Source organism: Achromobacter sp. EB05 (assembly GCF_044232075.1).
Taxonomy (GTDB): Bacteria; Pseudomonadota; Gammaproteobacteria; order Burkholderiales; family Burkholderiaceae_B; genus Achromobacter; species Achromobacter dolens.
In genome coordinates, this window is record NZ_CP155917.1 from 62,700 (window position 1) to 88,584 (window position 25,885).

At 68.0% G+C, this 25,885-nt stretch carries 21 protein-coding genes and 1 riboswitch; of the genes, 5 read left to right on the forward strand and 16 right to left on the reverse strand.

The window, feature by feature from the left end; all coding sequences use genetic code 11:
* Positions 1-27: 27 nt before the first annotated feature.
* From ribB to AAID08_RS00320, 3 genes are all read right to left on the reverse strand, one after another.
* The gene (gene ribB, locus AAID08_RS00310; RefSeq protein ID WP_395757230.1) at positions 28-747 is read right to left on the reverse strand and encodes a 3,4-dihydroxy-2-butanone-4-phosphate synthase; all 720 of its coding nucleotides are present in this window, start codon (positions 745-747) and stop codon (positions 28-30) included.
* Between the two features lie 108 nt (positions 748-855).
* A riboswitch (FMN riboswitch) is annotated at positions 856-1,013 on the reverse strand.
* Positions 1,014-1,241: 228 nt separating this feature from the next.
* Positions 1,242-2,597, reverse strand: a complete 1,356-nt coding sequence (locus AAID08_RS00315; RefSeq protein WP_049073553.1) for an IS110 family transposase — start codon at positions 2,595-2,597, stop codon at positions 1,242-1,244.
* Positions 2,598-3,160: 563 nt separating this feature from the next.
* Positions 3,161-3,688, reverse strand: coding sequence for an SET domain-containing protein (locus tag AAID08_RS00320; protein WP_006389476.1), 528 nt, complete (start codon positions 3,686-3,688; stop codon positions 3,161-3,163).
* Between the two features lie 109 nt (positions 3,689-3,797).
* Between AAID08_RS00320 and AAID08_RS00325 the strand changes: the two genes are divergently transcribed.
* Complete coding sequence (locus tag AAID08_RS00325) at positions 3,798-4,718, forward strand: bestrophin family protein (RefSeq protein ID WP_054504561.1); 921 nt, start codon at positions 3,798-3,800, stop codon at positions 4,716-4,718.
* A gap of 34 nt (positions 4,719-4,752) precedes the next feature.
* Here the strand turns inward: AAID08_RS00325 and AAID08_RS00330 are convergent, their stop codons facing one another.
* Positions 4,753-5,223, reverse strand: a complete 471-nt coding sequence (locus AAID08_RS00330) for an Lrp/AsnC family transcriptional regulator (protein ID WP_336235537.1) — start codon at positions 5,221-5,223, stop codon at positions 4,753-4,755.
* Between the two features lie 93 nt (positions 5,224-5,316).
* Between AAID08_RS00330 and ilvB the strand changes: the two genes are divergently transcribed.
* Complete coding sequence (gene ilvB, locus AAID08_RS00335; protein ID WP_109421647.1) at positions 5,317-7,137, forward strand: biosynthetic-type acetolactate synthase large subunit; 1,821 nt, start codon at positions 5,317-5,319, stop codon at positions 7,135-7,137.
* A gap of 105 nt (positions 7,138-7,242) precedes the next feature.
* Here the strand turns inward: ilvB and AAID08_RS00340 are convergent, their stop codons facing one another.
* From AAID08_RS00340 to AAID08_RS00360, 5 genes are all read right to left on the reverse strand, one after another.
* The gene (locus tag AAID08_RS00340) at positions 7,243-8,025 is read right to left on the reverse strand and encodes an SDR family oxidoreductase (protein ID WP_175189568.1); all 783 of its coding nucleotides are present in this window, start codon (positions 8,023-8,025) and stop codon (positions 7,243-7,245) included.
* A 14-nt stretch (positions 8,026-8,039) separates the two neighbouring features.
* Entirely contained in the window at positions 8,040-8,894 is an 855-nt protein-coding gene (locus AAID08_RS00345) for an ABC transporter permease (protein ID WP_175143544.1), read from the reverse strand.
* Between the two features lie 7 nt (positions 8,895-8,901).
* Positions 8,902-9,672 (reverse strand): ABC transporter ATP-binding protein, encoded by a 771-nt coding sequence (locus tag AAID08_RS00350; RefSeq protein WP_020925717.1) that lies wholly within the window; start codon positions 9,670-9,672, stop codon positions 8,902-8,904.
* 2 nt (positions 9,673-9,674) lie between these two features.
* Positions 9,675-10,730: an ABC transporter substrate-binding protein gene (locus tag AAID08_RS00355; RefSeq protein WP_049070409.1), complete on the reverse strand. Its 1,056-nt coding sequence runs from the start codon at positions 10,728-10,730 to the stop codon at positions 9,675-9,677.
* A gap of 133 nt (positions 10,731-10,863) precedes the next feature.
* Positions 10,864-13,515 carry a DNA topoisomerase III gene (locus tag AAID08_RS00360; protein WP_395757231.1) on the reverse strand — a complete coding sequence of 884 codons (2,652 nt, stop codon included), beginning with the start codon at positions 13,513-13,515 and terminating at the stop codon, positions 10,864-10,866.
* A gap of 62 nt (positions 13,516-13,577) precedes the next feature.
* Here AAID08_RS00360 and AAID08_RS00365 point away from each other — a divergent pair, with 62 nt between their 5' ends.
* Positions 13,578-16,208: a GDYXXLXY domain-containing protein gene (locus tag AAID08_RS00365; protein WP_175143542.1), complete on the forward strand. Its 2,631-nt coding sequence runs from the start codon at positions 13,578-13,580 to the stop codon at positions 16,206-16,208.
* A 15-nt stretch (positions 16,209-16,223) separates the two neighbouring features.
* Here the strand turns inward: AAID08_RS00365 and gluQRS are convergent, their stop codons facing one another.
* From gluQRS to AAID08_RS00385, 4 genes are all read right to left on the reverse strand, one after another.
* The gene (gene gluQRS, locus AAID08_RS00370; RefSeq protein WP_054504335.1) at positions 16,224-17,105 is read right to left on the reverse strand and encodes a tRNA glutamyl-Q(34) synthetase GluQRS; all 882 of its coding nucleotides are present in this window, start codon (positions 17,103-17,105) and stop codon (positions 16,224-16,226) included.
* Between the two features lie 99 nt (positions 17,106-17,204).
* Positions 17,205-17,663 carry a DUF494 family protein gene (locus AAID08_RS00375; protein WP_054504336.1) on the reverse strand — a complete coding sequence of 153 codons (459 nt, stop codon included), beginning with the start codon at positions 17,661-17,663 and terminating at the stop codon, positions 17,205-17,207.
* 239 nt (positions 17,664-17,902) lie between these two features.
* Complete coding sequence (locus AAID08_RS00380) at positions 17,903-19,927, reverse strand: TRAP transporter permease (RefSeq protein ID WP_054504389.1); 2,025 nt, start codon at positions 19,925-19,927, stop codon at positions 17,903-17,905.
* A gap of 133 nt (positions 19,928-20,060) precedes the next feature.
* Positions 20,061-21,020 (reverse strand): TAXI family TRAP transporter solute-binding subunit, encoded by a 960-nt coding sequence (locus AAID08_RS00385; protein WP_054504337.1) that lies wholly within the window; start codon positions 21,018-21,020, stop codon positions 20,061-20,063.
* Between the two features lie 228 nt (positions 21,021-21,248).
* Between AAID08_RS00385 and AAID08_RS00390 the strand changes: the two genes are divergently transcribed.
* Together AAID08_RS00390 and AAID08_RS00395 are read left to right on the forward strand one after the other, a co-directional pair.
* Positions 21,249-22,388 carry a DSD1 family PLP-dependent enzyme gene (locus AAID08_RS00390; RefSeq protein WP_395757232.1) on the forward strand — a complete coding sequence of 380 codons (1,140 nt, stop codon included), beginning with the start codon at positions 21,249-21,251 and terminating at the stop codon, positions 22,386-22,388.
* Positions 22,388-23,779 (forward strand): hypothetical protein, encoded by a 1,392-nt coding sequence (locus AAID08_RS00395; protein ID WP_395757233.1) that lies wholly within the window; start codon positions 22,388-22,390, stop codon positions 23,777-23,779. Before AAID08_RS00390 ends, AAID08_RS00395 begins: the two co-directional genes overlap by 1 nt.
* A gap of 43 nt (positions 23,780-23,822) precedes the next feature.
* Here the strand turns inward: AAID08_RS00395 and AAID08_RS00400 are convergent, their stop codons facing one another.
* The 3 genes from AAID08_RS00400 to AAID08_RS00410 are packed head-to-tail and all read right to left on the reverse strand — an operon-like array spanning position 23,823 to position 25,862.
* Positions 23,823-24,560, reverse strand: a complete 738-nt coding sequence (locus AAID08_RS00400) for an amino acid ABC transporter ATP-binding protein (RefSeq protein ID WP_006389458.1) — start codon at positions 24,558-24,560, stop codon at positions 23,823-23,825.
* On the reverse strand, positions 24,541-25,197 hold the full coding sequence (locus tag AAID08_RS00405) for an amino acid ABC transporter permease (RefSeq protein ID WP_024067353.1): 657 nt from the start codon (positions 25,195-25,197) through the stop codon (positions 24,541-24,543). The genes AAID08_RS00400 and AAID08_RS00405 overlap by 20 nt, the downstream gene beginning before the upstream one ends.
* Positions 25,194-25,862 carry an amino acid ABC transporter permease gene (locus AAID08_RS00410; RefSeq protein ID WP_313037036.1) on the reverse strand — a complete coding sequence of 223 codons (669 nt, stop codon included), beginning with the start codon at positions 25,860-25,862 and terminating at the stop codon, positions 25,194-25,196. The genes AAID08_RS00405 and AAID08_RS00410 overlap by 4 nt, the downstream gene beginning before the upstream one ends.
* Positions 25,863-25,885: the final 23 nt, after the last annotated feature.

Below are 25,885 nucleotides of genomic sequence, written 5' to 3' on the forward strand. Positions count from 1 at the left end.
GCCCGCTATTGCGGGCGCCTTTTTCGTTCAGACCGTGGCGGCCATTTCCAGCACTTCGTCATCGACCGGCTGGGCCTGGCCGTCGCGCACTTGCTGCAGGTGGTCGGCCAGTTCGGCGATGGTCAGGGCGACCAGGCCGTGCAGGGCGGCATAGCGCTCCAGCGCGGCGCCGCGCATCATGGTGCCGTCGGCGTTCATCAGTTCGCACAGCACGCCGGCGGGACGCAGGCCGGCCAGCGTGGCCAGGTCGACCGAGCCTTCGGTGTGGCCGCGGCGGGTCAGCACGCCGCCGGGCTGGGCCCGCAGCGGGAAGACGTGGCCGGGGCTGACGATGTCCTCGGCCTGGGCGGTGGGCGAGATGGCGGCGCGGATGGTGGTGACGCGATCGACGGCCGACACGCCGGTGCTGACGCCTTCGCGCGCTTCGATCGAGACGGTGAAGGCGGTGGCGAAGCGGCTCTGGTTGCGCTGGACCATGGGGGCCAGGTCGAGACGGTCGAGGGTTTCGCCGGGCAGGCACAGGCAGACGATGCCACTGCCGTCGCGGATCAACTGGGCCATGACGGGCACGGTCAGCTTGTCGGCGGCGACGATGAGGTCGGCTTCGTTTTCGCGGTCGAAGTCATCCATGAGGATGACGGGACGGCCCAGGCGCAGGTGATGCAGGGCGCGTTGCAGGCGCGCGGCGAAGGGCTGGGCGGCCAGGCCGGGGAGGGGGGACTGCGGGGTAAGGGTAACGTTGGACATTGAAACGCTCTCGCGAAAAAGTGGGCGAAAAACGTTTCAGGGCTAATCGACAGCCGAACGCAAACCGATTGCCCGCGCGTATGGGGCGCGGACAGGGGGCGTGTGACGGCACATCTTCTCTCATCCGGACTGTGACCGTCGGCCCTGGCATTTCACCAGATCTGCTGACCCCGGTGTCCTCCGTGAAGGACGCCGGGCGCTCGCGGGCTCGCCAAGTTGCTTGGCATACCGCCGGTGGGGAATTTCGCCCCGCCCTGAAGACGTACTGCTTGTTTGTCGTGTTAACGACATCGGGGATTTTACGCTGGTCTTGGGAGGGGCGCTGAATATGCTTATTGCGGGTGGGGTTTTGGGTGGGGGTGGGTTCTTAAGACGCCGGGGGTGGCGGGGCTTGGGGGGAGCGGGGCTACGATTGCGGTCCGGAGCGTTCGCTCCGGACTGCCCCTTCGTCATCTTCGTCACAGCCTTCGGCTGTTCCTCTCAAGAAACTCCACTTAAGTCATTGATACCTCATTGGTTTCTCCTGAGGCGGTTAACGGCACCAAGCTGTAGCCCATGGTCTCTGCACGTTTTGTCAGGTGATGCAGGACGCGTTGGCGGTGGCGTTCTTCGTAGTACAGCTCACCTTGGTCGACGTATTCGGACCCTTTGGTCAGTAGGGTGTAAATCAGTCGAGCCAGTTTGTGCGCGGCTGCGGTGATGGCGCGCCGCTTGTCCAGGCGAGCGCACAGCCTTCGGTAGTAGGCGCCTAAAGCGGACTGGCTGTGACGTAGCGCCATTGCCGCCAGACGCAGGGCCTGTGCGGCGCGGTTGGGTGAGCGTTTGGTGGCGCCGTTCAGAACCTTGCCTCCGGAGATGCGTGTGCCCGGGCACAAGCCTAACCACGAAGCGAAGTGCTTGGCCGAAGGGAAGCGGTTCATGTCCGGACCGACCTCGGCCAGGACGGTAAAGGCAGTCATCTCGTCGATGCCGTTGATGCGGGTCAGGTCCACGCCGCACATGGCAAATAGATGCGTGCGCAGATCGAAGGCCATGGCCTTTTTGGGCCAGCGGCGCTGCGACTTGCCCGGATCGCCGTCATGGCGGTGCAGTTTGTGCAGTTCGGCTTGGATGTGCTGATCGCAATCGTTGAGCAGTTGTTGATAGGTGTCGTACAGGGCCAGCGCTTGCCGCAGCGCGAACAAGTGCTCGTGACGCCAGTTGCCTTGCAGCGCGGCAGCGATATCGTCCTCGCTGGCCTTGACCTGGCGCTTCTTCAGGCGGGCCAGTGCATGCGGGTCGCGCTCGCCACCGACGATGGCGCGGATGATGGCCTGACCGGTGACCCCGACCACGTCCGACAGCACTTGCGTGAGCTGAATGTTCATCTGGGCAAGTGCCTTCTGCATGTGCTGCACGTGGCGCACCTGCGAGGCAAGCAGCATCTCGCGCTGGCGCGAGAACTCGCGCAAGACGCAAATCTCGTCAGAGGGACGGAAGGCGCCGGCCAACAGGCCATAGCTCATGAGCTGTTGCAGCCACTGGCAGTCCAGGACATCGGACTTGCGGCCCGAGACGTTCTTCACGTGACGGGCGTTGACCAGGTAAACGGTGAAACCCTGGCTATCGAGCAGCTCATAAAGCGGGATCCAGTAAACGCCGGTGGACTCCATGGCCACGGCGGTAACGCCGCAGTCCTTGAGCCATTGCGCTAGGCGATACAAATCGGCCGTAAAGCTCTTGAACTCGCGGACAGGTTGGTCGTCGCGGTCATGAGGCACGGCAACGAAGTGGCTGGCCGACCCGATGTCGATGCCCGCGGCATCGGGATGGGCCAGGCTTAGGGTTGCATCGGACTTGCGAGGTGACATGGCTTGCTCCATCATCGCTAACGGAATGCCGCCAGGCATGGGTACGTCGTTGTACTCACTCTCTCAAACGGGATGCACGCGCTAAGCGTGTGCTCGCCAATGTCGGTGACGTCACCCGGGGCCATGCTTCAGTACGGGCGTGGGCAAACACGCACCATTGGAAGGTCGGTCTTTACCTGAGCGGCATTCCACCTTGCCACAGGTGCAGCCACGAAGACAGTTTCTTCGTCACGGGCGTCGTGAATGACGACTATTGGGCTTCAGATTCCCTCGGGCGCATCTACACGCCCCGCTCCCCCCAAGCCCCGCCACCCCCGGCTCGGTCGGTTGTCACTTCACGGGCGTGGGGGCGGGTGGCTTGCTTGGCGTTTTGGCCAAGAGCCGGGCTGGGGCGGAGGGGCTTGCGGGGTCGCCAAAGGCGGCCGCGCGGGCGGCCTTCTTTGGCGTTTGGGTGTCTTGCGTCGGGGCGATGCCGGGTTGGCTGCCGGGCTGGCGTGGCTGGCGGCCGGGTGTTGGGCGAGCGCGGCCGTTGTGGCTGCGCTGTCGGCGCCCTCGCCGCTTGCTTACTTCGTGGTTTCCGGTTCCGCTGGCGCTTCGGCCTTTTTCTTTTTCTTCTTCTTTTCGGGCAGCGCCAGCATCGTGCCGCGGCACGGCGGGGTGCCGCAGAGGCACTTGTAGCCTTCCTTCAGGGCCTTGGTGATGCGGCCGTCCAGGACCAGGCCGTAGTCGTAGGAGAGTTCGGTCCCGCGCGGGATGTCCTGCAGCGCGACGATGTAGACGCGCTTGCCGTGCTTGCCTTCCTGGGCCTCGCAGTTGGGCTCACAGGAGTGGTTGATCCAGCGGGCGTCGTTGCCCTGGTCGCCGCCGTCGATGACGCGGCCGGAGCTGAGGGCGAAGAAGAAGGTGTGGAAGGGATCGTCGGGGTTGGTGGGGTGGCGACGGTCGGCTTCCTTGGCGCTGATGCGGGCGCCGCCGTACTCGATGATGCGGGTGCCCGCGGGAATCTTGCGGGCGGCGAAGACGCCGTTGCCATGCAGCTTGGAGCGGCGCACGACGTACCAGGGCTTGATGGGGGTGTCTTCGGAGGTCATTGAGTGGCGGCAGTGTGGCGGTGAGACGAAACAGAATTATATCGGCGCGCTCATGACAGGATGACAGGCGTATAGTGGGCGCCGCCTCGTTTCTTTGTTTACCCGCACCATGATTGTCCGTCCGCGTCCTTCCGCGCTGGGTTTGTTCTTTGTTTTGCGCGGTTCGATCATTCCCCGCATCTTCAGCCGCATCCTGGTCATTACGCTGCTGTCGTGCGTGGTGGTGTGGATGTACCACCGTCAATGGTTCTCGCCCACGCACCTGTCGGCGGTGCCGTTCTCGCTGTTCGGGCTGGCGCTGTCGGTGTTCATGGGGTTTCGCAACAACGTCTGCTACGACCGCTGGTGGGAAGCGCGCAAGCAATGGGGCGACCTGATCGTGCAGGCCCGCAGCCTGGCGCGCGAGAGCGCGGTGCTGCTGGCGGCCAGCACCGCCAATCCGGTGCAGGAAAGGCTGGTGCGGCGCTGCATCGGCTTCGGTTATGCGCTGGCGGCGCGGCTGCGAGACCAGGACGTGTTGGCGGCCGTGCGGCCCTGGGTGCAGCCGGAGGAACTGGATACGCTGGCGGGCAATCGCAATGTGCCCGACGCGCTGCTGCTGGCGATCAACCGCGACCTGGCGGCCTGCCTGCGGCGCGGGGAATTGACCGACATCCTCTATCAGGCGTTGACCCAGCGCGTGGCGCAGTGCGCGGCGATCCAGGCGGCCTGCGAGCGCATCAAGTACACGCCGACGCCGTTCGCCTATTCGCTGCTGCTGCATCGCACGGCCTGGCTGTTCTGCCTGCTGCTGCCGTTCGGGCTGGTGGGCACGCTGGAATACCTGATGCCGGTGGCGGTCACCATCATCGCCTATACCTTCTTCGGGCTGGATGCGCTGGGCGACGAGCTGGAAGACCCGTTCGGCCTGGAGGAAAACGATCTGCCGCTGTCGGCGCTGGCGCGGGTGATCGAGATCGACCTGCTCGACGGGCTGGGCGTGCGGCCGCTGCCCGAGCCGGCGCAGCCGGTGGACTGCGTGCTGCACTGACATCGCCGCGGCGCGGTCGCCCGGCCGCGCTCGTTCAGGTCGTCGGCCCGTTCAGCGGCAGCATGGTTTCCTTCAGGCGGCGCAATACGAAGCAGGATTTGCTGTGGCGGATGCCGGGGATGCGGTACAACTGCTCGCGCAGCAGCCGCTCGTAGTCGCGGGTGTCGCGCACGGCGATGCGGATGTAGTAGTCGTAGTCGCCCGACACCAGGAAGGCTTCCAGCACTTCCGGTATCTGCGCCAGCGCCCGCCCGAATTCATACAGCGTTTCCTCGCTGTGGCTCTCCAGCGTGACATGGACGATGACGGTGTCCATGAAGCCCAGGCTGGCCGGGTCGATGTCGACCGTGTAGCCGCGAATCACGCCGGCTGCCTCCATGCGCTTGATCCGGTTCCAACAGGGCGTGGACGACAGGCCGACCGCCGCGCCGATGTCGTTGAGGCTGGCGCGGGCGTTGTCTTGCAGCACGCGCAAAATCGCCAAATCAAACTTGTCCAGGTTCATTTTCTTTGATTCCTCCGATCCAAAGATAAATTTACTGCGTTTGCCGGCAATGCGTGGAAAAGAAGATAAATATTCTCCCGGATTCCCAATAAGATGGATAGCATGAACGATCGCCTGCACCCCTCCGTCGCCGCCGCGCTTGCCGCCCCTGAAACTCCCCCCGCCAATGGGGCCAGGATTCTGCTGGAAACGCTGATTGCGCACGGCGTGGACACCGTGTTCGGCTATCCCGGCGGCGCCGTGCTGCCGCTGTACGACGCGCTCTATGCCGAGCCGCGCCTGCGCCACGTGCTGGTGCGCCACGAGCAAGCCGCCGTGCATGCCGCCGAGGGCTACGCCCGCACCACCGGCCGCACCGGCGTGGTGTTCGTGACCTCCGGCCCCGGCATGGCCAACACGACCTCGGGCCTGCTGGACGCCATGTGCGACTCGATCCCGGTGCTGTGCATCAGCGGCCAGGTCGCCACCAGCGCCATCGGCACCGACGCCTTCCAGGAATGCGACGCCATCGGCATCTCGCGTTCCGTGACCAAGTGGAACACCCAGGTGCGCTCGGTGGACGACGTCGCCGCCGTCACCGCCCGCGCCTTCGAACTGACGCGCCAGGGCCGGCCCGGCCCGGTGCTGCTGGACTTCCCCAAGGACGTGCAGTTGGCCGTGCCGCGCGACGCGGACGGCGACGACTACACCCCGTCGCAGCAGAAGCTGGCGGCGCTGCGCGCGCGGCGCCAGTCGGGCAAGCTGGCGCCCAAGCTGCCGCAGTCGGCGGTGCGCCGCGCCGCCGCGCTGATCGCCCAGGCCAAGCGCCCCATCTTCTACGGCGGCGGCGGGCTGGTGAACGCCGGCCCCGAGGCCTGCGCCGCCTTCACCGAGCTGGTGCGCGCCAGCGGCGCGCCCTGCACCCTGACGCTGATGGGCCTGGGGGCGTTCCCCGCCTCCGACCCGCAATTCGTCGGCATGCTGGGCATGCACGGCACCGTCGAGGCCAACCTGGCCATGCACAACGCCGACCTGGTGGTCTGCATCGGCGCCCGCTTCGACGACCGCATCACCGGCAAGCTGTCCGAGTTCTGCCCGCATGCGCGCAAGATCCACATCGACATCGACCCCGCTTCCATCAACAAGGTGGTGCGCGTGGACGTGGCCCTGGTGGGCGACTGCCTGCCGCTGGTGCGCGCCCTGCAGGCCGAGCTGGGCGAGCCGCTGGACCCGGCGCGTCTGGCGCCGTGGTGGGCGCGGGTGCAGGCCTGGCGCGCGCAGGACTGCCTGGGCTACACCCCGGCGGCCGACGCCATCCTGCCGCAGCACCTGATGTCGCGCCTGAACGCGGCGCTGGCGGGTCGCGACGCCATCGTCTCGACCGACGTCGGCCAGCACCAGATGTGGGCCGCGCAGTATCTGCGCTTCGACCAGCCGTACCGCTGGCTGACGTCCGGCGGCGCCGGCACCATGGGCTACGGCGTGCCGGCCGCCATCGGCGCGCAGGTCGCGCATCCGGACAAGACCGTGGTGTGCGTCAGCGGCGACGCCTCGGTGCTGATGAACATCCAGGAACTCTCCACCGCCATGCAGCACCAGGCGCCCGTCAAGGTCGTGCTGTGCAACAACGGCTATATGGGCATGGTGCGCCAGTGGCAGGAACTGATCCACGGCGGCCGCTACAGCCACAGCTACAACGCCTCGCTGCCCGACTTCGTGGCGCTGGCGCGGGCCTTCGGCTGGGGCGCGGCGCGGGTCGAGGACCCGGCGCAACTGGACGCGGCGCTGGCCGAATGCCTGGCGCACGACGGCCCCTACTTCCTCGACGTGGCGGTGACGGCGCAGGAGAACTGCTTCCCCATGATGCCGGCCGGCCATGGCCATCACAAGATGATGCTGGCCGAAGGCGTCTGGTACCAGGACGAGACGACCTGAGCCGGCGGTGATTGCCGGGCAGGCGGACATCCCTGCCGGGACCGCCGCAATGATGAAGGGGCCCTTTGCGGGCCCCTTCGTTTTTGCCGAACGGCCAGCGCGCTGTCAGAACTGGATCGACAGGCCGCCGTCCACCACCAGCACGTGGCCGTTCACGTACGACGCCGCCTTCGATGCCAGGAACACCGCCGCGCCGGCGATCTCCTCCGGCTCGCCCCAGCGCCCGGTCGGGTTGCGCGCCGCGATGCGCGGGCCGACGGCGGGGTCGGCCACCATCTCGGCGTTGGTCTCGGTGGCAAAGGTGCCTGGCGCGATCGCGTTGCTGGTGATGCCGCGCCCGCCGAACTCCGCCGCCAGCGCCCGCACCATGCCGGTCAGGCCCTGCTTGGCGGCCGGATAGACCGCGTCGCCGGCTCGCGCCAGCTCGCCCACCACGGAGGTGATGGCGATCAGGCGGCCGCCGCCCTGGCGCGCCATGCGCTCGGCGGCGTGCTTGGCCAGCAGGATGCCGGCCACCAGGTCGGTGTCGATCAGTTCGCGGATCTCGGCGGCGCTGGTGTCGGCCAGCGTCTTGCGGTTGCGCGCGCCGACGTTGTTCACCAGGATGTCCAGGCGGCCGTGTTCGGCGTCGATGCGCGCGAACGCCCGCGCCATGGCCGCATCGTCGCTGACGTCGAAGGCCAGCGCGTGCGCGTCCAGGCCGTCGCCGCGCAACGCGGCGGCGGTGCTTTCCGCGGCCTGCTCGTTGCGGCCGTTGATCAGCACGCGCGCGCCGCTGCCGGCCAGCGCGCGGGCGATACAGAAGCCCAGCCCGCGGGCCGAGCCGGTCACCAGCGCGACCTGGCCGCTCAGGTCGAAGTTGCGCAGATAGGGCAAGGAAGTCGTCATGGTTGCGGCTCGGTTCATTCGCGGAATTCGGGCGCCCAGTGCAGCAGCCGCCGTTCCAGCCAGGTCACGCAGTACACCAGCGCGATGCCGACGATGGACAACAGCGTGACCGCCGCAAACATGTCGGTGGCGTTCAGTGTAGCCAGCGCGGTGATCATCAGGTAGCCCATGCCGGTGGTGGAGCCGACGAACTCGGCCAGCACCACCCCGATCAGCGCGAAGCTGATGGCGTTGGGCAGCGCGGCGAAGGTCCAGGCGGCGGCGGTCGGGATGCGCACGCGCCACAGGATCTGGCGCGGCGATCCGCCCAGCGTGCGGCAGAAGTCCACCAGTTCGCGCTCGACGCTGCGCCCGCCCTTGTAGGTGTTGAAGAACACCAGGAAGAACACCACGAACCACGAGGTCACCACCTTGGACGCCAGCCCCAGGCCGAAGAACATGGTGATGAGCGGCACGAAGGCGATGCGCGGCATCGAGTTGAAAGCCACGATGAACGGGTTGAACACGTCCGCCAGGAAGCGGCTGCGGCTGAGCGTCATGCCGACGACGAAGCCGCTGCCCACACCCACCACCAGCCCGACCAGCGTGGCCTGCAGCGTCAGCCACAGGTGCGGCCAGACCGAGCGCGGCCCGGGCTGCAGCCATTCCCACAGCCGCACCGCCACGCGCGACGGCTGGCTGATGAAGAACGGGTCGAACAGCGTGTTCTGGGTGAACCACGGGATGCGCGTCAGCGTTTCCCAGGAGCCCAGGATGAGGGCCAGGATCAGCACCTGCCACAAGGTGATGCGCAGGCGCCGCCGCGCGCTGGCGCGGCGGTCCAGCCGCAACTGGTCCTGCAGGGTATCGGTGAATTCGGGAGCGGTCATGGCGGAATCAGGCGGCGGCGCGGAACTGCTGGCCCAGCACGCTCCAGAGGCTTTGCACGTGGGTGACGAACTGCGGCGTCTCGCGCAGGGTGAAGACGTCGCGCGGATGCGGGATGGCGATGCGCTCGTCCAGCAGCACGCGGCTGGGCGGGCCGGACAGCACCACCACCCGGTCGGACAGCAGGATGGCCTCGTCCAGGTCGTGCGTGACCAGCACCACGGTCTGGCCCAGCTTGCGCCAGATCTCCATCAGCTCGCGGTGCAGGTGGGTCTTGGTGTGCGTATCGAGCGCGCCGAATGGCTCGTCCAGCAGCAGGATGCGCGGCTCCACCGCCAGGCTCATCAGCAGCGCCACGCGCCGCCGCATGCCGCCCGAGAGCTGGTGCGGAAAGGCGTCGGCGAAGGCCGTCAGGTGGCCCAGCTCCAGCAGCTCGGCCACGCGGCTGGCGATGCGCGCGGCCGGCACGCCCTGGAACTTCAGGCCCAGCGCCACGTTCTTCCTGACGCTGAACCAGGGCAGCAGCGTGTCCTTCTGGAAGATGTAGCCCAGCGCCGGCGGCACCTGGCCGTCGACCACCCGTCCGTCCACCACGATGCGGCCGGTGGTGGGCGGCAGGAAGCCGGCGATCATGTTCAGCAGCGTGCTCTTGCCGCAGCCCGAGGGGCCGACGATCGACACGAACTCGCCCGCCGCGATCTCCAGGCTGACCTCGCCCACCGCGTGGGTGGTGCCCTGGCGCGTCTGGTAGGCCTTGCCCACCCGGTCCAGCGTGATCATCGCTAGCTCCGCGCTCGGCGCACGAAGCGCATGTCGACGCACTTGTCGTACGGCACCGTCTTGATCTCGTCGTTCGAGAACTGGCGGCCGTCGCCCATGATGGCGGTCATGCGGTTGTAGGCGTCCTCGGTGATGACGTTGTCCCCCAGGAACACCGTGTCCTTGTACACGCCCAGCGTTTTCTCGATGGCGGCGCGCGGGAAGGCGTTCAGGTAATCGTCGTAGATCACGTCGGCGATCTCGGCGGCGCTGTGGGCGGTGATGAAGTTCTGTGCCTTCACCAGGCCGGTGACGAAGGCCTGCACGGTTTCCGGCCGCTTCTGGATGGTGTCCTGCAGCGTCAGCGCGGCGATGCCCGGCACGTCGCCGCCCATGAATTCGTTCCACGAGGCCTCGGTGGTGGCGTCGAAGATTGGCACGCCCCAGCCTTCCTGCCGGGCCTGTTCCATCATCGACATGGTGGCCATGCTGGCGGCCACCGAGCCGGTCTTGAGCGCGCCCAGCATGGTGGCCAGGTCGCCCAGGGGGCGGATATCGACCTTGTCGGCCACGCCGGCCTTCTGCATCAGGTACAGCGCCATCAGCCAGGTGCTGGACTGCGGCTGGGTCGCGCCCACGCGCTTGCCGGCCAGGTCCTTGAGCGACTTGATCTTGCCGCTGTCGAAATCCTCGCGCCGCACGATGACGTTGGCGTAGGTCAGCTTGCGGTCGAAGCCGAACACCAGCGCGGCCGGCTTGCCGGCCAGCGTCAGCGCCGGCGCGGCGGTGGCCGCGGTGGCGCCGAACGCGATCTGGCCGGCCGCCAGCAACTGGTTGGTGCGCGGGCCGCTCTGCGAATTCAGGTACTCGACCTCCAGCCCCGCTTCGCCGAAGTAACCCTTCTTGAGCGCCACGTAGCCAGCCGCGAAGAACGGGTCGATGCTGCCCTGCCCGTAGACCACGCGGCCCAGCTTGGGCTGGGCGAAGGCGACGCGGCCGCCGATCAGGGTGACGCCGGCCAGCGCCCCGGTTGCGGCCAGCACGCGGCGGCGGGTGGTGAAGTGGGGGCTCGTGCTCATGTCTTCCTCGGTCTCGATCGGGTGTGGTTGTTTGGCGTCAACAATACCGCAGCGGCGCCTGCCGTCCAACAATGGAAAACGCCCGGTTGCCCGGGCGTTCTCGTCGTGCCACGCAAGTGTAGACCGTGGCGGCTTATGCCGCGGTCTTCTTGGGCGCGGCCTTCTTCACGGCTTTCTTGGCGGCGGTCTTGGTCGCCGTCTTGGTGGCCGTTTTCGTGGCGGTCTTGGTCGCGGTCTTCCTCACCGCGGCCTTCTTGGCCGGCGCCTTCTTCGCCGCCGTCTTGGTGGCGGCGCCGGCGGTCTTGGCCGGGGCGCGGCCGCGGCCGGGTTTCTCCGGACGCGGTTCGAACTCGAAGCCGATCTTGCCGTCGGGCTGGCGCACCAGGAACGCCTTGAACTTGCGGTTGGTGCGGCTGGACACGAAGCCGTCGAGCAGGTCGGTGCGGCCGTCGGTCAGCAGCTTTTCCATCTGCTCGCGCGAGATTTCCTGCTGCAGGATGACCTTGCCCGAGCGGAAGTCGCAGCTCTTTTCAGGGCCGACCGACTTCTCGCAGACATAGCTCATGCCGTGCTCGAACACCCGCGACTGGCACTTGGGGCAGGTGCCCACCGGCGTGTGGCCGGAGAAGTCCACCGCCTCGTTGTCGTCCTCGTCGTTCTGGCCGAAGTCGAATTCCAGCTTGTACTCGTCGCTGATGCGCAGGATGGCGGCGAACGGCCGGCCCATCTTGCTGATGAAGCCCTGCAGCGGACCGATCTCGCGCTTGGCCAGCAGTTCCTCGACTTCCGGCAGCTCGAAGGTGCGGCCGCCCGGGTGCTTGCCGATCGAGAAGTCGCAGTTGGTGCAGGCAAAGCGGCGATAGTTTTCCTTGACCACCCCGCCGCACTTGGGGCACGGCGTCTGCAGCGTGGCGTAGTCGCCGGGCACCGTGTCGCGCTCGTATTCCTTGGCGCGCTTGACGATCACCTGCGTCATCTGGGCGATCTCGCGCATGAAGGCCTGGCGGTCCAGCGCGCCCTGCTCGATCTGCTTGAGCTTGTGTTCCCATTCGCCGGTCAGCTCGGGCGAAGTCAGTTCCGACACGTCCAGGCCCGACAGCAGCGTCATCAACTGGCGCGCCTTGGCGGTCGGCACCAGGTCGCGGCCCTCGCGGCGCAGGTAGACCTCGTTGAGCAGGCCTTCGATGATGGCCGCGCGCGTGGCCGGCGTGCCCAGGCCGCGCTCGGACATGGCCTCGCGCAGTTCCTCGTCGTCCACCAGCTTGCCGGCGCCTTCCATGGCCGACAGCAGCGTGCCTTCGTTAAAGCGCGCCGGCGGCTTGGTGGTCAGGCCCACGGCTTCGACGTCCTCGGTGCGCACGGTCTCGCCGTCGCCCACCGGCACCAGGTTGGCGTCCTCGCCCTGGGCTTCCTTGCCGTACACGGCCAGCCAGCCCGGATTGACCAGCACCTTGCCGTCGGTGCGGAAGCGATGCCCCTGCACCTCGGTCATGCGGGTGGTGACGCGGTATTCGGCGGCCGGGAAGAACACGGCCAGGAAGCGCTTGAGCACCAGGTCGTAGAGCTTGGCCTCGGCCTCGCTCAGGTCGTGCGGGATCTGCAGCGTCGGGATGATGGCAAAGTGATCCGACACCTTCTTGTTGTCGAAGATGCGGCGGTTCGGCTTGACCCAGTGCTGGCTGACCACGGTGTCGGCATGGCGCGACAGCCCGCCGACGGCGTTCGAGCCGCCCTTGGCCAGCGCGCGCATGGTTTCCTGCACCGTGCCGATGTAATCCTCGGGCAGATAGCGCGAATCGGTACGCGGATAGGTCAGCGCCTTGTGGCGTTCGTACAGGGTCTGGGCCAGGGCCAGGGTGGTCTTGGCCGAGAAGCCGAAGCGGCCGTTGGCCTCGCGCTGCAGCGAGGTCAGGTCGTACAGGGCCGGCGACATCTGGGTCGACGGCTTGGATTCCTCGGTGACGCTGCCCGGCTGGTCGCGGCAGGCCGCCACCACGCTCTGGGCGGCGGCCTGCGACCACAGGCGCGACTCGCGCTTCTCGGGGTCGCGCTCGTCCTTCTTGAAGTCCGGATCGATCCAGCGGCCTTCGTACAGGCCGGCGGCGGCCACGAAGGTGGCGCGCACTTCCCAGTAGTCACGCGGCACGAAGCGGCGGATGCGTTCCTCGCGCTCGGCCACGATGGCCAGCGTGGGGGTCTGCACCCGGCCCACCGGCGTCTTGAAGAAGCCGCCGTCCTTGCTGTTGAAGGCGGTCATGGCGCGGGTGCCGTTGATGCCCACCAGCCAGTCGGCCTCGGCGCGCGAGCGGGCGGCGGCCTCCAGCGGCTTGAGCTGGCTGTCGTCGCGCAGGTTGGCGAAGGCCTCGCGGATGGCGGCCTGGGTCATGGATTGCAGCCACAGGCGCTGGATCGGCTTTTTCACGCCCGCATACTGAATGATGTAGCGGAAGATCAGTTCGCCCTCGCGCCCCGCGTCACAGGCGTTGATGATGGCATCGACGTCCTTGCGCTTGGCCAGGCGCACCAGCAGCTTGAGGCGCTCGGCGGATTTCTTGTCGGTCGGCCCCAGTTCGAATTCAGGCGGAATTACCGGCAGGTGCGTGAAGCTCCATTTCCCCTTGACCGGATCGTTGGGCGCGACCAAGCTAAGCAAATGCCCGATGCTGGACGCCAGTACGTAACGTTCGCTTTCAAAATAGTCGCCCTCGCGCGCAAAGCCTCCCAAGGCGCGTGATATATCAAGGGCCACCGAGGGCTTCTCGGCAATAATCAGCGTTTTATTCATGTGTATCCAGTGGCGGCAGTCCCGCCGTAGTAGCGCGGATAATAAGATCGGAGTTTCGCGAGATGCAAGTCGGCATTGAACGGCAAGTGGGATCGGAACTTCACGCATGGCGTCAATTCCTGGCGCGCAGCACCCTCTGGCTGGGGGTCCTGCTGCTCGGCAGCGCCGCCATCTGCTGGGTCGCGGCGAACTGGCAGGACATGACAAAAATCCAGCGCTTCGCCGGCACGCAGGGCCTGCTGGCCCTGACCGCGCTGGCGGCCGCGTGGACCGGTTTGCGCCTGCGCGCCACCCCTGGCGTGCGCCGCAGCATTCCCGGCGCGCTGCTGGCCCTGGCCGGCATCCTGCTCGGCGCCCTGCTCGCGTTATTAGGCCAAACTTACCAGACTGGCGCCGATACCTGGGAATTGTTCGCCTGGTGGGCGGTCCTGCTGCTGCCGTGGGCATTGGTGGCGGCCAGCCAGGCCGTCTGGCTGCTGTGGGCGCTGGTGACCAACGTCGCCCTGGTCCTGTGGCTGGGCGAGCGCGCCTTCGCCTGGTGGCTGATCTTCGGCGGCCCCCAGGTCGCCAGCCTGATCGTGGCCGCCTGGAACCTGCTTTTGCTGCTGGGCTGGGAACTGGCGGCGCGCCGCTGGCGCGCCAGCACCCTGATCGGACCACGGGTCCTGGCGGCGCTGGTGGTCAGCCCGCTGGTGGTGGCGCTGATGTTCGGCGACTTCATGCTGCGAGGCCTGGGCTCCGTCAACAGCCTGGCCTGGATCGCCGTGACGCTGGGCCTGGGTTTCTTTTACCAGCGCGGCCGCCGTGACCTGGTCATTCTCGCCATGCTGGCGGCCGGCGCCATCTGCGTCTCGCTGCGCATCGTCGGCGAATGGCTGCTGCGGCTGGAGCCCGGCGTCTGGGCCGCCCTGCCCCTGGCGGCGCTGCTGATGGCCGAGGGAGTCTGGGCCGCGCGCTGGCTGCGCGGGCTGGCCCAGCCGCCCCGGGTCGCCGCCGCCGCGCCCGCCGACGCCGAGCCGGCCGCCGCCTCGGCGGGCAACGCGGTCGACCCCGCCGAGGCAGGCGAACCCGTCGCCCAGGTGGCGCCGCCCGCCGTGCCGCATACCGAACCGCCTTGGTATGTACAGTGCATCCTGGGCCTGAGCGCCTGGCTGGCCACGTTGCTGCTGCTGGTGTTCGTGGCCTTCTCCGGCATCATCAATTCAGAGGAAGGCGCGCTGGTGGCCGGCCTGGTGCTGTGCGCCGCCGGCGTGGCGGTGCTGCGCAGCGACGCCGGCCCGTTCTGGCGCCAGTGCGGCACGGCCATGGCCTTCGCCGGCCAGATCCTCATCATCTACGGCATGTCCAGCTCGACCTCGTTCGCCAGCGCCTGCCTGTTCGTGCTGCTGATGGCCACGGCGGTGTACGCGCTGGGGCCGGACGTGATCCTGCGCTTCCTGAGCGGCGGGTTGATCGCCCTGGCCGGCGCCGGCCTGATCTGGCGCATCCTGGCGCCCGAGCTGCTGCGCGAGGACATGATCGACTCCCTGCTGTATCTCGACATGGCCCGCGCCGCCTTCATCTGGCTGCCCATCGCCGTGACCGGCGCCTGGGCCACGGCCGTGATCCTGACCCTGGCGCACCGGCTGGGCGGCAAGCGCGGCCACGCGCTGCAACCGCTGGCCTGGGCCTTCCTGCTGTCGGTGCAGGGCATGGTGTGGCTGGCCAGCGGCCTGTCGGTGCTGCAACTGCCGGCCATGTGGCAACTGCATCCGCAGACCGCGCTGCTGGTGTGCGCGGGCGCCGTCTTGCCCGCGGCGGCCGCGATGGCGGTGCTGTGGCCGCGCCGGCATGTGCTGACCCCCGGCGTCATTTGGGGCGTGCCGATCGCCCTGCTGTTGCTGGCGCTGTTCTGGCTGCCCAGCCCCGGGGTCGGCTTCGCGCTGGCCTGGCTGTTGCTGGGTTTCGGCCTGAACCAGTTGGGCGTCACGATCTTCGGCGTACTGAGCCTGCTGGCCTACCTGGGCGTGTACTACTACCAGCTCGACGTGCCGCTGTTGCAGAAGGCGCTGTGGCTGGGCGGCGGCGCCGTGCTGCTGTTCGTGCTGCGGGTGCTGGTGTGGCTGGTGCCGCGCTTGATGCGCACCCAGGACCCGTCGCGCCGCGCGCCGCTGCCGCCGGTCTCGCCGGCCCTGCGCTGGCGCACCCTGGCGATCCTGGGCGGCCTGGCGCTGGTGCTGGTGGTGGCCAACGGCAGTATCTGGCAGCGCGAAAAGCTGCTGGCCAGCGGCAAGGTGGTGATCCTGGAATTGGCGCCGGTCGACCCGCGCTCGCTGATGCAGGGCGACTACATGGCGCTCAACTTCGCCGCCGGGCGCGAAGTCACCCGGCTGCGGCTGGGCGGCGAGCGCCAGGACACGGAGGACTCCGTCATGGGCGGAGCGTCCGACGGCTACGTCATGCTGACGGGCGATTCGCGCGGCGTGTACCAGCCCGTGCGCATTCAGACCGACGCCAGGCCGCATGGCGACGGCGAAGTGCCGCTGCGCTATCGCGTGCGCGACAACCAGGTGCGCATCGTCACCAATGCCTATTTCTTCCCTGAAGGCCAGGCCAAGCGCTATGAGGTCGCCAAGTTCGGCGAACTGCGCGTGGCCGAGAACGGCGAGGCCCTGCTTGTGCGCATGCTGGGCGAGGATCTGCAGCCGTTGTAGGAGTGACAGGCCGGCTCAGGGCAGCGGAAAGCGCGCGGCCCAGCGCGCCGTCGCCTCGCGCAGGAAGGCCGCCGTGTCCGGCGCGTCCAGCGGCGCGAATCCCAGCGCGCGCCAGGCGCCTTGCAGCGACGCCAGCGGCGCGCTCGTGTCGATGGCCGGGGCGCCGTTCTGCTTGGACAGCTTCAGGCCGCTGGCAGGGTCCAGGATCAACGGCACGTGCAGGTAGCGCACCGGCGGCAGGCCCAGCAGCCGGCCCAGCACGCGTTGGCGCGCGGTCGAACTGAGCAGGTCGGCGCCGCGCACCACGTCGGTCACGCCCTGCGCGCCATCGTCCACCACCACCGCCAGTTGATAGGCCCACAGGCCATCGGCGCGCTTCACGGCGATGTCGCCTACCGCCCGCGCCACGTCCTGCTCCTGTGGCCCCAGCCAGCGGTCCTCGAAACGCTCCACCCCTTCCGGCATGACCACGCGCCAGGCGCGCGCCTCGCGTCCCGGCGCCAGGCCGTGGCGGCAGGTGCCGGGGTATGGGCGTTCGCCGTCCGCGCCGGGCGCCGCCTGGCCGCGCAGCGCCGAATCGGCGATCTCGCGGCGGGTGCAGCCGCAGCCATAGACCAGCCCGCGGGCGGCTAGCGCGTCGAAGGCCGCCTGATAGGCGTCGCCGCGTTGCGATTGCCAGACGATGTCGCCATCCCAACGCAGGCCCAGGGCCTCCAGTTGGCCCATGATGGTTTCGGCCGCGCCGGGCACCGTGCGCGGCGTGTCCACGTCCTCGATGCGCAGCAGCCAGCGGCCCTGGTGGGCGCGCGCGTCCAGCCAACTGGCCAGCGCGGCCACCAGCGAGCCCGCGTGCAACGGGCCGCTGGGGCTGGGGGCGAAGCGGCCGGTGTAGGTCACGGGATGGCGAAGCGGAGCAAGGGGGTTGCGGCGTGGCGACGCCGCGCGCAGGAAGCGCGCGCGGCGCGGGGATACGAACGCCGGCCGGAGCCGGCGCCGTCAGTGCAGCAAGCGCACGCCGTCTTCGTCCAGCAGCTCTTCCAGGACCAGGTTGTCGATCTCGGCTTCCTGGCTCCAGAGAACCATGAGGGCGATGATCTTGATCTTGGAGAGCGGCACGGGCGATTCCGGCGACGCCAGGCCCCGGTCGATGACGATCTCGCGCAAGGGCGCGGGCAGCACGCCGGCCGATTCCAGGAAGGCGATGAAGCCGATGGATTCGGAGCCGAGTTGCTGGTATTCGTTATCGGTGTAGATCCGGGTACCGGTGGCGGGGGCTTGGGCGAGATCGACGCAGCGTTCGGTGGTTTCGGCCAGGCCGTAAAGCCAGCCGAGCGCGTCATCGATGTCCTCGTGCTCGAACCCGGCGGCGGCCAGCCGTTTGGCCAGCACGTCAGCGGCGGGACAGGCTTGCGGCGTGTAGTAATTCTCGTACAGGTAAACCAGGATATCGAACATATGGCGCAGTCTTGTGCCTGTTTGCACAGTCGGCCCGCATATCGGCAGACCAGCAAACATGAATTTTACTTTACGCTGATTTATTTGCCCGGGCAACCGCCGAAAAGGCCGAGGGCGGTGGGCCGTAGTGGCCTTGCGACAGTCATGAAAACCGCGCGGAAAGGCTGACAGAATAAGGGGTTGCGCGATGTGGCCGGGGCGGACTTCCGGGGTCCGCCCCTCTTTAATGTCCCTACACTTCAGACGGTTTTCGGCGCTGTTTCCAGTTTCAGTTGCGCCAACTGGCGGATGAACACCGGAATGCAGATGGCCAGCCCCACCAGCCCGCTGGTCAGCCCCGGCAGGATGGTCAGCAGCGCGCCCAGCGTGCACAGCCAGCGTTCCCAGCTCTTCATGCCCACCAGCATGTAGCGCGAGAACGCCGCCGACAGCAGCACCAGCCCCACCATGCAGCCGAACAGGGTCACGAAAAAGTCGTACCAGGTGAAGCCCTGCACCGAGATCAGCAGCGACGGCGAAAACACGAACACGAACGGCACTATCAGCTTGGTGATGCCCAGCCGGAACGCCGTGTTGCCGGTCTTGAATGGGTCGCTGCCCGCCATGCCCGCCGCCGCGTAGGCCGCCAGCGCCACCGGCGGCGTGATGTCGGCCAGGATGCCGAAATAGAACACGAAGAAGTGCGCCGCGATCGGCTGCACCCCCAACTGCACCAGCGTCGGCGCGGCCACCGCCACCATGATCAGGTAGTTGGCGGTGGTCGGCACGCCGCAGCCCATCAGGATGCACACGATGCCCGTCATGATGAGCGCGGCGATCAGCGTCAGCGACTGCATGTTGGCGAGGCTGTCCGGAATCACCATGGCCGCGCCGCTGGCCAGCGCCTGCGAGGCCGCGATCACGATGTACGAGATCTTGAACCCCACGCCCGTCAGCGTCACCACGCCGATCACGATGCCCACCGTGCCGGCCGCCGCGCCCACCGCCAGCGCGTATTTGGCGCCGGTCTCGAAGGCCTCGTACAGATCGCGCCAGCGCAGCCGCTGGAACGGATTGAGCAGGCCGACGATGATGCAGCCCGTGATGCCGGCGAACGCCGCCAGGTACGGCGTGCGGCCGCTGGCCAGCACGCCGATCAGCAGGAACAGCGGGATCAGCGTCGGCCAGCGCATCTTGAACGACTGCTTGAGCTTCGGCATCTCGGCTTCGGTCAGCCCGCGCAGGCCCTCGCGCTTGGCCTCGAAGTGCACCTGCATGAACATGCCGAAGAAATACAGGAAGGCCGGGAAGATGCCGGCGATCGCGATCTGCTGGTATGGAATGCCCAGGAACTCGATCATCAGGAACGCCGCCGCGCCCATGATCGGCGGCGTGATCTGTCCGCCGGTGCTGCTGGCCGCCTCCACCCCCGCCGCGAAGTGGCGCGGATAGCCGATGCGGATCATCGCCGGAATGGTCAGCGAGCCCACCGTCACGGCGTTGGCCACCGACGAGCCCGACAGCATGCCGAACATGGCCGAGCCGAACACCGACACCTTGGCCGGCCCGCCGGCATAGCGTCCGGCGACCGTCGAGGCCACGTCCAGGAACAACTGGCCCAGCCCGATGCGCGTGGCCAGCACGCCGAACAGCACGAAGTGGAACACGTAGGTCGCCACCACGCCCACCGCCACGCCGTACACGCCCTGGCTGGTCAGGTACATGTGGTTGACGATCTGCGGCCAGGTGTTGCCGGCGTGCTTGAGCAGCCCGGGGAAATACGGCCCGAACATCGCATAGGCCATGAACACCAGCGCGATGATGGGCAGCGGCCAGCCCATGGCGCGGCGCGTCGCCTCCAGCAGCCCGATCAGCAGGATCGAGCCCATGAAGACGTCCATCGGCATCGGATTGCCGACGCGGAACGCCAGGTCCTCGAAGATGTAGGGGATGTACAGCACCGACAGCGCCAGCGCGATGGCGATGATCCAGTCGTACAGCGGCACGCCGCCCGGCGCATACCAGGTGGACTTCGGCTCGCGCTGGTAGTGCGACTTGGAAAAGCCGAACACCAGGAAGATCAGGCTCAGCACGAACGCCAGGTGCACGCCGCGGTGCGTGGCCTCGCGCAAGAGGCCGAAGCCGGCGGTGTAGTAGTGGAACAGCGACAGCGCGACGAGCAGCCCGGACACGAGCCAGGTGGCGGTCTGGTGCAGCGGGCGAAAGCGGATCTCGGAGTCGTACTTCTCCGCCAGTTGTTGGGTCTTCTGGTGGTCAATTTCCATGGCCTGGAATCTCGGGAAGAACACGGCGGGCAGGGCCGGGCGGCCCTGCCCCTGCCACGCGACGGCGCGCGCGGATGCGTGCGGATCCACGCCGGCGCGGCAGGCCGGCGCCAACGGGTCCGCGGCGACGGGCCTACTTCAGCAGGCCGACTTCCTTGTAGAACTTCTCGGCGCCCGGATGGAACGGAATGCCCGCGCCCTTGACCGCGTTTTCCTTGGTGATGAGCTTGCCCTTGGCGTGGCCTGCGTCCAGCGTCTTGCGGGTGGCGTCGCTGTACAGCGCCTTGGTCACCTCGTACACCGTCTGCTCGGGAATCTTGGCCGACGTGACCATCTGCGCGTTGACCGAGATGGTCTTGACCTCGGGCAGGTTCTGGTAGGTGTTGGCGGCGATCACGTCGGGCGTGAAGAACTCCTGCTTGGCGCGCAGCGCGTCGATTTCCGGGCCGACCAGCGGCACCAGCTCGATATTGCCGGTGGAGGCCAGCTCGGCGATGGCGCCGGCGGGGGCGCCGCCGACGAAGAAGAACGCGTCCAGCCCGCCGTCCTTGAGCTTGTCGCCGGCCTGGTTGGGCTTGAGGTATTCGGCCTTGATGTCCTTGTCGGTCATGCCGTAGGCGCCCAGGATCAGGCGCACGTCCACCAGCGTGCCCGAGCCTGGCTCGTCCATCGACACGCGCTTGCCCTTCAGGTCGGCCACGCCCTTGATGCCGGCGCCCTTGCGCGTCACCAGGTGGATGCTTTCCGGGTACAGCGTGGAAATCAGCCGCAGGTCTTGCGCCTTGGGCTTGCCTTCGAACGTGCCGGTGCCGCTGTAGGCCCAGTACGCCACGTCCGACTGCGTAAAGCCGGCCTCGAACGAACCGCCCATGATGCCGTTGATGTTGGCGACCGAGCCATTGGAGGCGACCGCGGTGGCGATCAGCTTGCCGGGTTGCGACACGGCGTTGCCGATGATGCCGCCGACGGGATAGTAGGTGCCGGCGGTGCCGCCGGTGCCGATGCGGAAGAACTGCTGCGCCTGCGCCGTGCCGGCCGCGGCCGCCAGTGACAACGCCAGGGTCAGGGTGGTGATCCAGCTTTTCGTTTTCATGCGAGCTTCTCCAGGGAATAGATAAGGGGCATGCATTGGTGCTGCTGGGCCGTTGCGCGGCCTCGGCTCCCGCTCGGTATCGAATCGGCCCGTTGTGCGGGCGCATGGCGCGGGGCTTTATTTGTGGTGAAATTCTGGCATGGCAGCACCCCCGCGCCAATGCTTGCAAGGCTATGGTTTACCAGGGGGTCATCGCTTTCCCCGCAGTGCAGACAACGGAGTTTCCAGATGTCCCAGGAAGTCATACGCGGCATTGCGCTGCCCCCGCCCGCGCAGGCCGGCGATCCCCTGGCCAGCGTCGACACGCCCAGCCTGGTGCTGGACCTGGCCGCGTTCGAGGCCAACCTGCGCGCCATGCAGGCCTGGGCCGAGCGCCACGAGGTCGCGTTGCGGCCGCACGCCAAGGCCCACAAATGCCCCGAGATCGCGCGCCGCCAACTGGCGCTGGGCGCGCGCGGCATCTGTTGCCAGAAGGTCAGCGAGGCCGTGCCGTTCGTGGCCGCCGGCATCACCGATATCCACATCAGCAACGAAGTGGTCGGCCCGGCCAAGCTGCGCCTCTTGGCCCAACTGGCGCGCGCCGCCAAGCTCAGCGTCTGTGTCGACAATGCCGCCAACCTGGCGCGGATCTCGCAGGCCATGGCCGCGGCCGGCGCCGAGATCGACGTGCTGGTGGAAGTGGACGTGGGCCAGGGCCGCTGCGGCGCGTCCGACGACGCCACCGTGCTGGCGCTGGCGCAGCAGGCGCGCGACCTGCCGGGCGTGACCTTCGTCGGCCTGCAGGCCTATCACGGCTCGGTGCAGCACTTGCGCACCCGCGAAGAACGCGCCGCGGTCTGCCGCCAGGCCGCGCGCATCGCCGCGTCGTATCAACTGCTGCTGCGCGAGAGCGGCATCGCCTGCGACATCATTACCGGCGGCGGCACCGGCAGCGCCGAATTCGATGCCGCCAGCGGCGTCTACACCGAACTGCAGGCCGGTTCCTACGCCTTCATGGACGGCGACTACGGCGCCAACGAATGGGACGGCGCGCTCGCCTTCCAGAACAGCCTGTTCGTGCTGTCCACCGTGATGAGCACCCCAGCGCCGGACCGCGTCATCCTCGACGCCGGCCTGAAGTCCACCACCGCCGAATGCGGCCCGCCCGCGATCCACGGCGCCCAGGGCCTGCAATACGCCGCCATCAACGACGAACACGGCGTGGTGCGCGTGGCGCCCGACGCGCAGCCGCCGGCGCTGGGCGACACGCTGCTGCTGGTGCCGTCGCACGTCGATCCCACCTTCAACCTGCACGACGGGCTGGTGGTGTATCGCGACGGCATCGTGCAGGACATCTGGGAGATCTCGGCGCGCGGGTTCTCGCGCTGATGGCGGCCGCGCCGATCGCGATGGAGCCGTTGTCCTTCGATTGGAAGACGCCGCTGCCGGAACTGCTGGACGCGTTGCGGCAGGCGTATGCGGCGCGCTACCCGGCCCTGGCCGCCGCGCGGCTCGATGCGCTGCGCGCGGCGTTGCGCGATGACCGCGCCGACGACTTCCTGCCGCTGCTGGGCCAGGAACTGGAAGCGCAGGGGCTGGCGTTGATCGAGCAGGACGAAGACGACGACGCCATCCATCTGCTGATCGTGCCTCTGGCCGATGCTGGCGACGCGCTGGCACAGATCGGGGCACGGGGCCAACAAGGTACGCGGCATCGGCAGGACGGCGCCCCGCAAGGCGCGCCGGCGGCATTGCCGCGCCCTGCTTCCGGTCCGCTGGCGCAGCCTGGCGATTATCTGGACATGGCGCAGTGCGTCCCGCTGGCGCCGGGCTGGGCATGCATGGCCAACCGTGACACGGCGGCGCCGCAACTGGTGGACCTGCATGATTGGCCGGCCTTGCGCGAGGTTGGCGGCAAGTTCCAGCCGCATCGCGGCCTGCTGGCATCGGCCGTCGCCGCCAACGGCGTCCATGCCTGGATCGAGCAAGGCCCAGACGGCATCGCCAGCACGCCCTATGCCCATCTGCTGCGCGCGCCCCGGGTCGAGGCCGCGCCGCTCAACCGCCCCGGCCTTGCGCTGCCGCCGCGCGCGGCGCAGGCGCAGCGCCGCACGCCCGAATTCAGCCTGGGCTTCGCGGGCGACGACCTGCTGCTGGTGGATCGCGGCATGGTGTTCGTGTACCGGGGCTTTGCCGCGCAGGACGAAGCGGTCGCCATCGAGCCGGCACTGCTGTACACCGCGCCGCCGCAGCGCCGCCCCGTCAGCGACCGCTCGGCGGTGATTCAGACGCCCGACGGCCGTGCCTGCGTGCTGTGCCGTGGCCGGCTTCTGCGGTGGCGCGACGGCCAGTTGCATCCCCTGGCATTGCGCTATCCCGAGGCGGGATCGGGGGATCTCTCGCATCCCGTCGCCTGCGGCAGCGGCGCCATCGCCTGGCTGGAAGACGACGCGCTTTGCCACGCGGACCTGGACGCCCTTGCCGTCAGCCGCCATGCGCCGCAACAGATGCCCGCCGGCGGCATGATCCTGCAGTCCCTGCCGCAAGGCTGGCTGCTGCTGGGCCACTGGCACGCGCCGCACCGCAGCCTGGACCTGGGCCAGTTGTGGCATCCCGATTCCGGCCAGGTCCTGCGCATCCGCCATGGCGCGCTCGATCTGGACAGCGGCATCCAGCGCGCGTGGATTTTGCCGGATGGCGGGGTGGTCGTCGGGGGGCAACTGCGTCACGTGCGCCTGGGTCGCTTCGACGCATTGTTGGGTCGATTGCCAGCCGCTTGACCCTCGGCGGCCGGGCCATGGCCGCCGCCAGGATCCACGCGCCCTATCCGGCCAGGTCCGTCATCCCCAGGAACTGCCGCAGCTCCGGCGTGGCCGGCGCGGTGAACAATTCCTCCGGCGGCCCGATCTCGTGCACGCGCCCCTGGTGCATGAACACCACGCGGTCGCACACCTCGCGCGCAAAGCGCATCTCGTGCGTCACCATCAGCAGCGTCATGCCGTCGGCGGCCAGCTCGCGCACCACCGCCAGCACCTCGTTGACCAGCTCCGGGTCCAGCGCCGACGTGATCTCGTCGCACAGCAGCGCCAGCGGCTGCATCGCCAGGGCGCGCGCGATCGCCACGCGCTGCTGCTGCCCGCCCGACAATTCCTCGGGCCACGCGTCGAACTTGTGTGCCAGTCCCACCCGCGTCAGCATCGCCCGCGCCAGGTCGGCGGCCTGGTCCTGCGGCATGCGCTTGGCCACCATCGGCGACAGCATCACGTTGCGCCCCACCGTCAGGTGCGGGAACAGGTTGAACTGCTGGAAGATCATGCCCACTTTCAGCCGCAGCGCGCGCAGCCGCAACTCGTCGTCGCCCAGTTGCGCGTCCGCCACCATGATGGCGCCGCTGTCGATCTGCTCCAGGCCGTTCACGCAGCGCAGCAGCGTGCTCTTGCCGGAACCGCTTTTGCCGATGATGGCGATGACCTCGCCGGGCTCGACGCGCAACGTCACCCCTTTCAGGACTTCGTTGTCGCCGAACTTCTTGCGGACGTCTTCAAGGGCGATGAGGGGCATGCAACTTCCTTTCCAGCAGCAGGCTGAGGCGCGACAAGGGCCAGCACAGCGCGAAATAGATCAGCGCGGCGCAGGCATAGACAGTGAAGGGGCTGAAGGTGGCGTTGGTGATCACCGTGCTGGCCTTGGACAGCTCCGTGAAACCGATGATGGAGGTCAGCGCCGTGCTCTTGACGATCTGCACCGCGAAACCGACGGTCGGCGCCACCGCGATGCGCAGCGCCTGCGGCAGCACCACGTAGCGCATCTGCTGCACGTAGCCCAGCGCCAGGCTGGCCGAGGCTTCCCACTGGCCTTTCGGAATCGCTTCCACGCAGCCGCGCCAGATCTCGGCCAGGAACGCGCCCGACCACAACGTCAGCGCCGCGCCCGCGGCCAGCCACGGCGGCACCTCGACCCCGGCCAGCGACAAACCGAAGAACGCCAGGAACAACTGCATCAGCAGCGGCGTGCCCTGGAACAGTTCGATATACGCCCAGCTCACGCGCCGCAGCAGCGCCACGCGCGAGGTCCGCATCATCAGCGCCAGCATGCCCATCAGCGCGCCGCCGGCAAACGCCACCAGCGACAGCACGACGGTCCAGCGCGCCGCCAGCAGCAGGTTGCGGACAATGTCCCAGGTGGTGAACTCGATCATCGCGCCGCCTTGCGGAACAACCGCCTGCCCGTCATGCGCAGCAACTGGCGCAACAACACCGCCAGCACCAGATAGATGCCGGTGGTTACGAAATACACCTCGAACGCGCGGAAATTGCGCGACTGGATGAAATTGGCCGCGAACGTCAGGTCCTCGGCCGCGATCTGCGAGCACACCGCCGACCCCAGCATCACGATCACGATCTGCGACGACAAGGCCGGCCAGATGCGCGCCAGCGCGGGTTTGAGCACGACATGGCGGAACACCTGCAAACGCGTCATCGCCAGACTGGCGCCGGCCTCGTACTGGCCCTTGGGCGTGGCGTCGATGCCGGCGCGGATGATCTCGGCGCTGTAGGCGCCCAGGTTCAGCGCCATCGCCAGGCAGGCCGCCTGCATCTCGCTGAACTGCACGCCCAGCGACGGCAGCCCGAAGAACACGAAAAACAACTGAATCAGGAACGGCGTGTTGCGCACCACCTCCACATAGGCGGTGACCGGCACGCGTAGCCAGCGCGGCCCCTGCGTGCGGGCCCAGGCGCAGGCGATGCCCAGCGCCACGCCCGCCACCGCGCCAAACGCGATCAGCTCGACCGTCACGCCAATGCCCTTGATGAGCACCGGCGTGTAGTCGAACACGGAAGCGAAGTCGAATTGATAAGCCATGAACAGCGCTCCGGCGCGCGCGC

Bases quoted from the DNA above. Each gene is read 5' to 3' on its own strand.
- ribB (WP_395757230.1), bottom strand. From the start codon at position 747: ATGTCCAACGTTACCCTTACCCCGCAGTCCCCCCTCCCCGGCCTGGCC.
- AAID08_RS00315 (WP_049073553.1), bottom strand. From the start codon at position 2,597: ATGTCACCTCGCAAGTCCGATGCAACCCTAAGCCTGGCCCATCCCGAT.
- AAID08_RS00320 (WP_006389476.1), bottom strand. From the start codon at position 3,688: ATGACCTCCGAAGACACCCCCATCAAGCCCTGGTACGTCGTGCGCCGC.
- AAID08_RS00325 (WP_054504561.1), top strand. From the start codon at position 3,798: ATGATTGTCCGTCCGCGTCCTTCCGCGCTGGGTTTGTTCTTTGTTTTG.
- AAID08_RS00330 (WP_336235537.1), bottom strand. From the start codon at position 5,223: ATGAACCTGGACAAGTTTGATTTGGCGATTTTGCGCGTGCTGCAAGAC.
- ilvB (WP_109421647.1), top strand. From the start codon at position 5,317: ATGGATAGCATGAACGATCGCCTGCACCCCTCCGTCGCCGCCGCGCTT.
- AAID08_RS00340 (WP_175189568.1), bottom strand. From the start codon at position 8,025: ATGACGACTTCCTTGCCCTATCTGCGCAACTTCGACCTGAGCGGCCAG.
- AAID08_RS00345 (WP_175143544.1), bottom strand. From the start codon at position 8,894: ATGACCGCTCCCGAATTCACCGATACCCTGCAGGACCAGTTGCGGCTG.
- AAID08_RS00350 (WP_020925717.1), bottom strand. From the start codon at position 9,672: ATGATCACGCTGGACCGGGTGGGCAAGGCCTACCAGACGCGCCAGGGC.
- AAID08_RS00355 (WP_049070409.1), bottom strand. From the start codon at position 10,730: ATGAGCACGAGCCCCCACTTCACCACCCGCCGCCGCGTGCTGGCCGCA.
- AAID08_RS00360 (WP_395757231.1), bottom strand. From the start codon at position 13,515: ATGAATAAAACGCTGATTATTGCCGAGAAGCCCTCGGTGGCCCTTGAT.
- AAID08_RS00365 (WP_175143542.1), top strand. From the start codon at position 13,578: ATGCAAGTCGGCATTGAACGGCAAGTGGGATCGGAACTTCACGCATGG.
- AAID08_RS00375 (WP_054504336.1), bottom strand. From the start codon at position 17,663: ATGTTCGATATCCTGGTTTACCTGTACGAGAATTACTACACGCCGCAA.
- AAID08_RS00380 (WP_054504389.1), bottom strand. From the start codon at position 19,927: ATGGAAATTGACCACCAGAAGACCCAACAACTGGCGGAGAAGTACGAC.
- AAID08_RS00385 (WP_054504337.1), bottom strand. From the start codon at position 21,020: ATGAAAACGAAAAGCTGGATCACCACCCTGACCCTGGCGTTGTCACTG.
- AAID08_RS00390 (WP_395757232.1), top strand. From the start codon at position 21,249: ATGTCCCAGGAAGTCATACGCGGCATTGCGCTGCCCCCGCCCGCGCAG.
- AAID08_RS00395 (WP_395757233.1), top strand. From the start codon at position 22,388: ATGGCGGCCGCGCCGATCGCGATGGAGCCGTTGTCCTTCGATTGGAAG.
- AAID08_RS00400 (WP_006389458.1), bottom strand. From the start codon at position 24,560: ATGCCCCTCATCGCCCTTGAAGACGTCCGCAAGAAGTTCGGCGACAAC.
- AAID08_RS00405 (WP_024067353.1), bottom strand. From the start codon at position 25,197: ATGATCGAGTTCACCACCTGGGACATTGTCCGCAACCTGCTGCTGGCG.
- AAID08_RS00410 (WP_313037036.1), bottom strand. From the start codon at position 25,862: ATGGCTTATCAATTCGACTTCGCTTCCGTGTTCGACTACACGCCGGTG.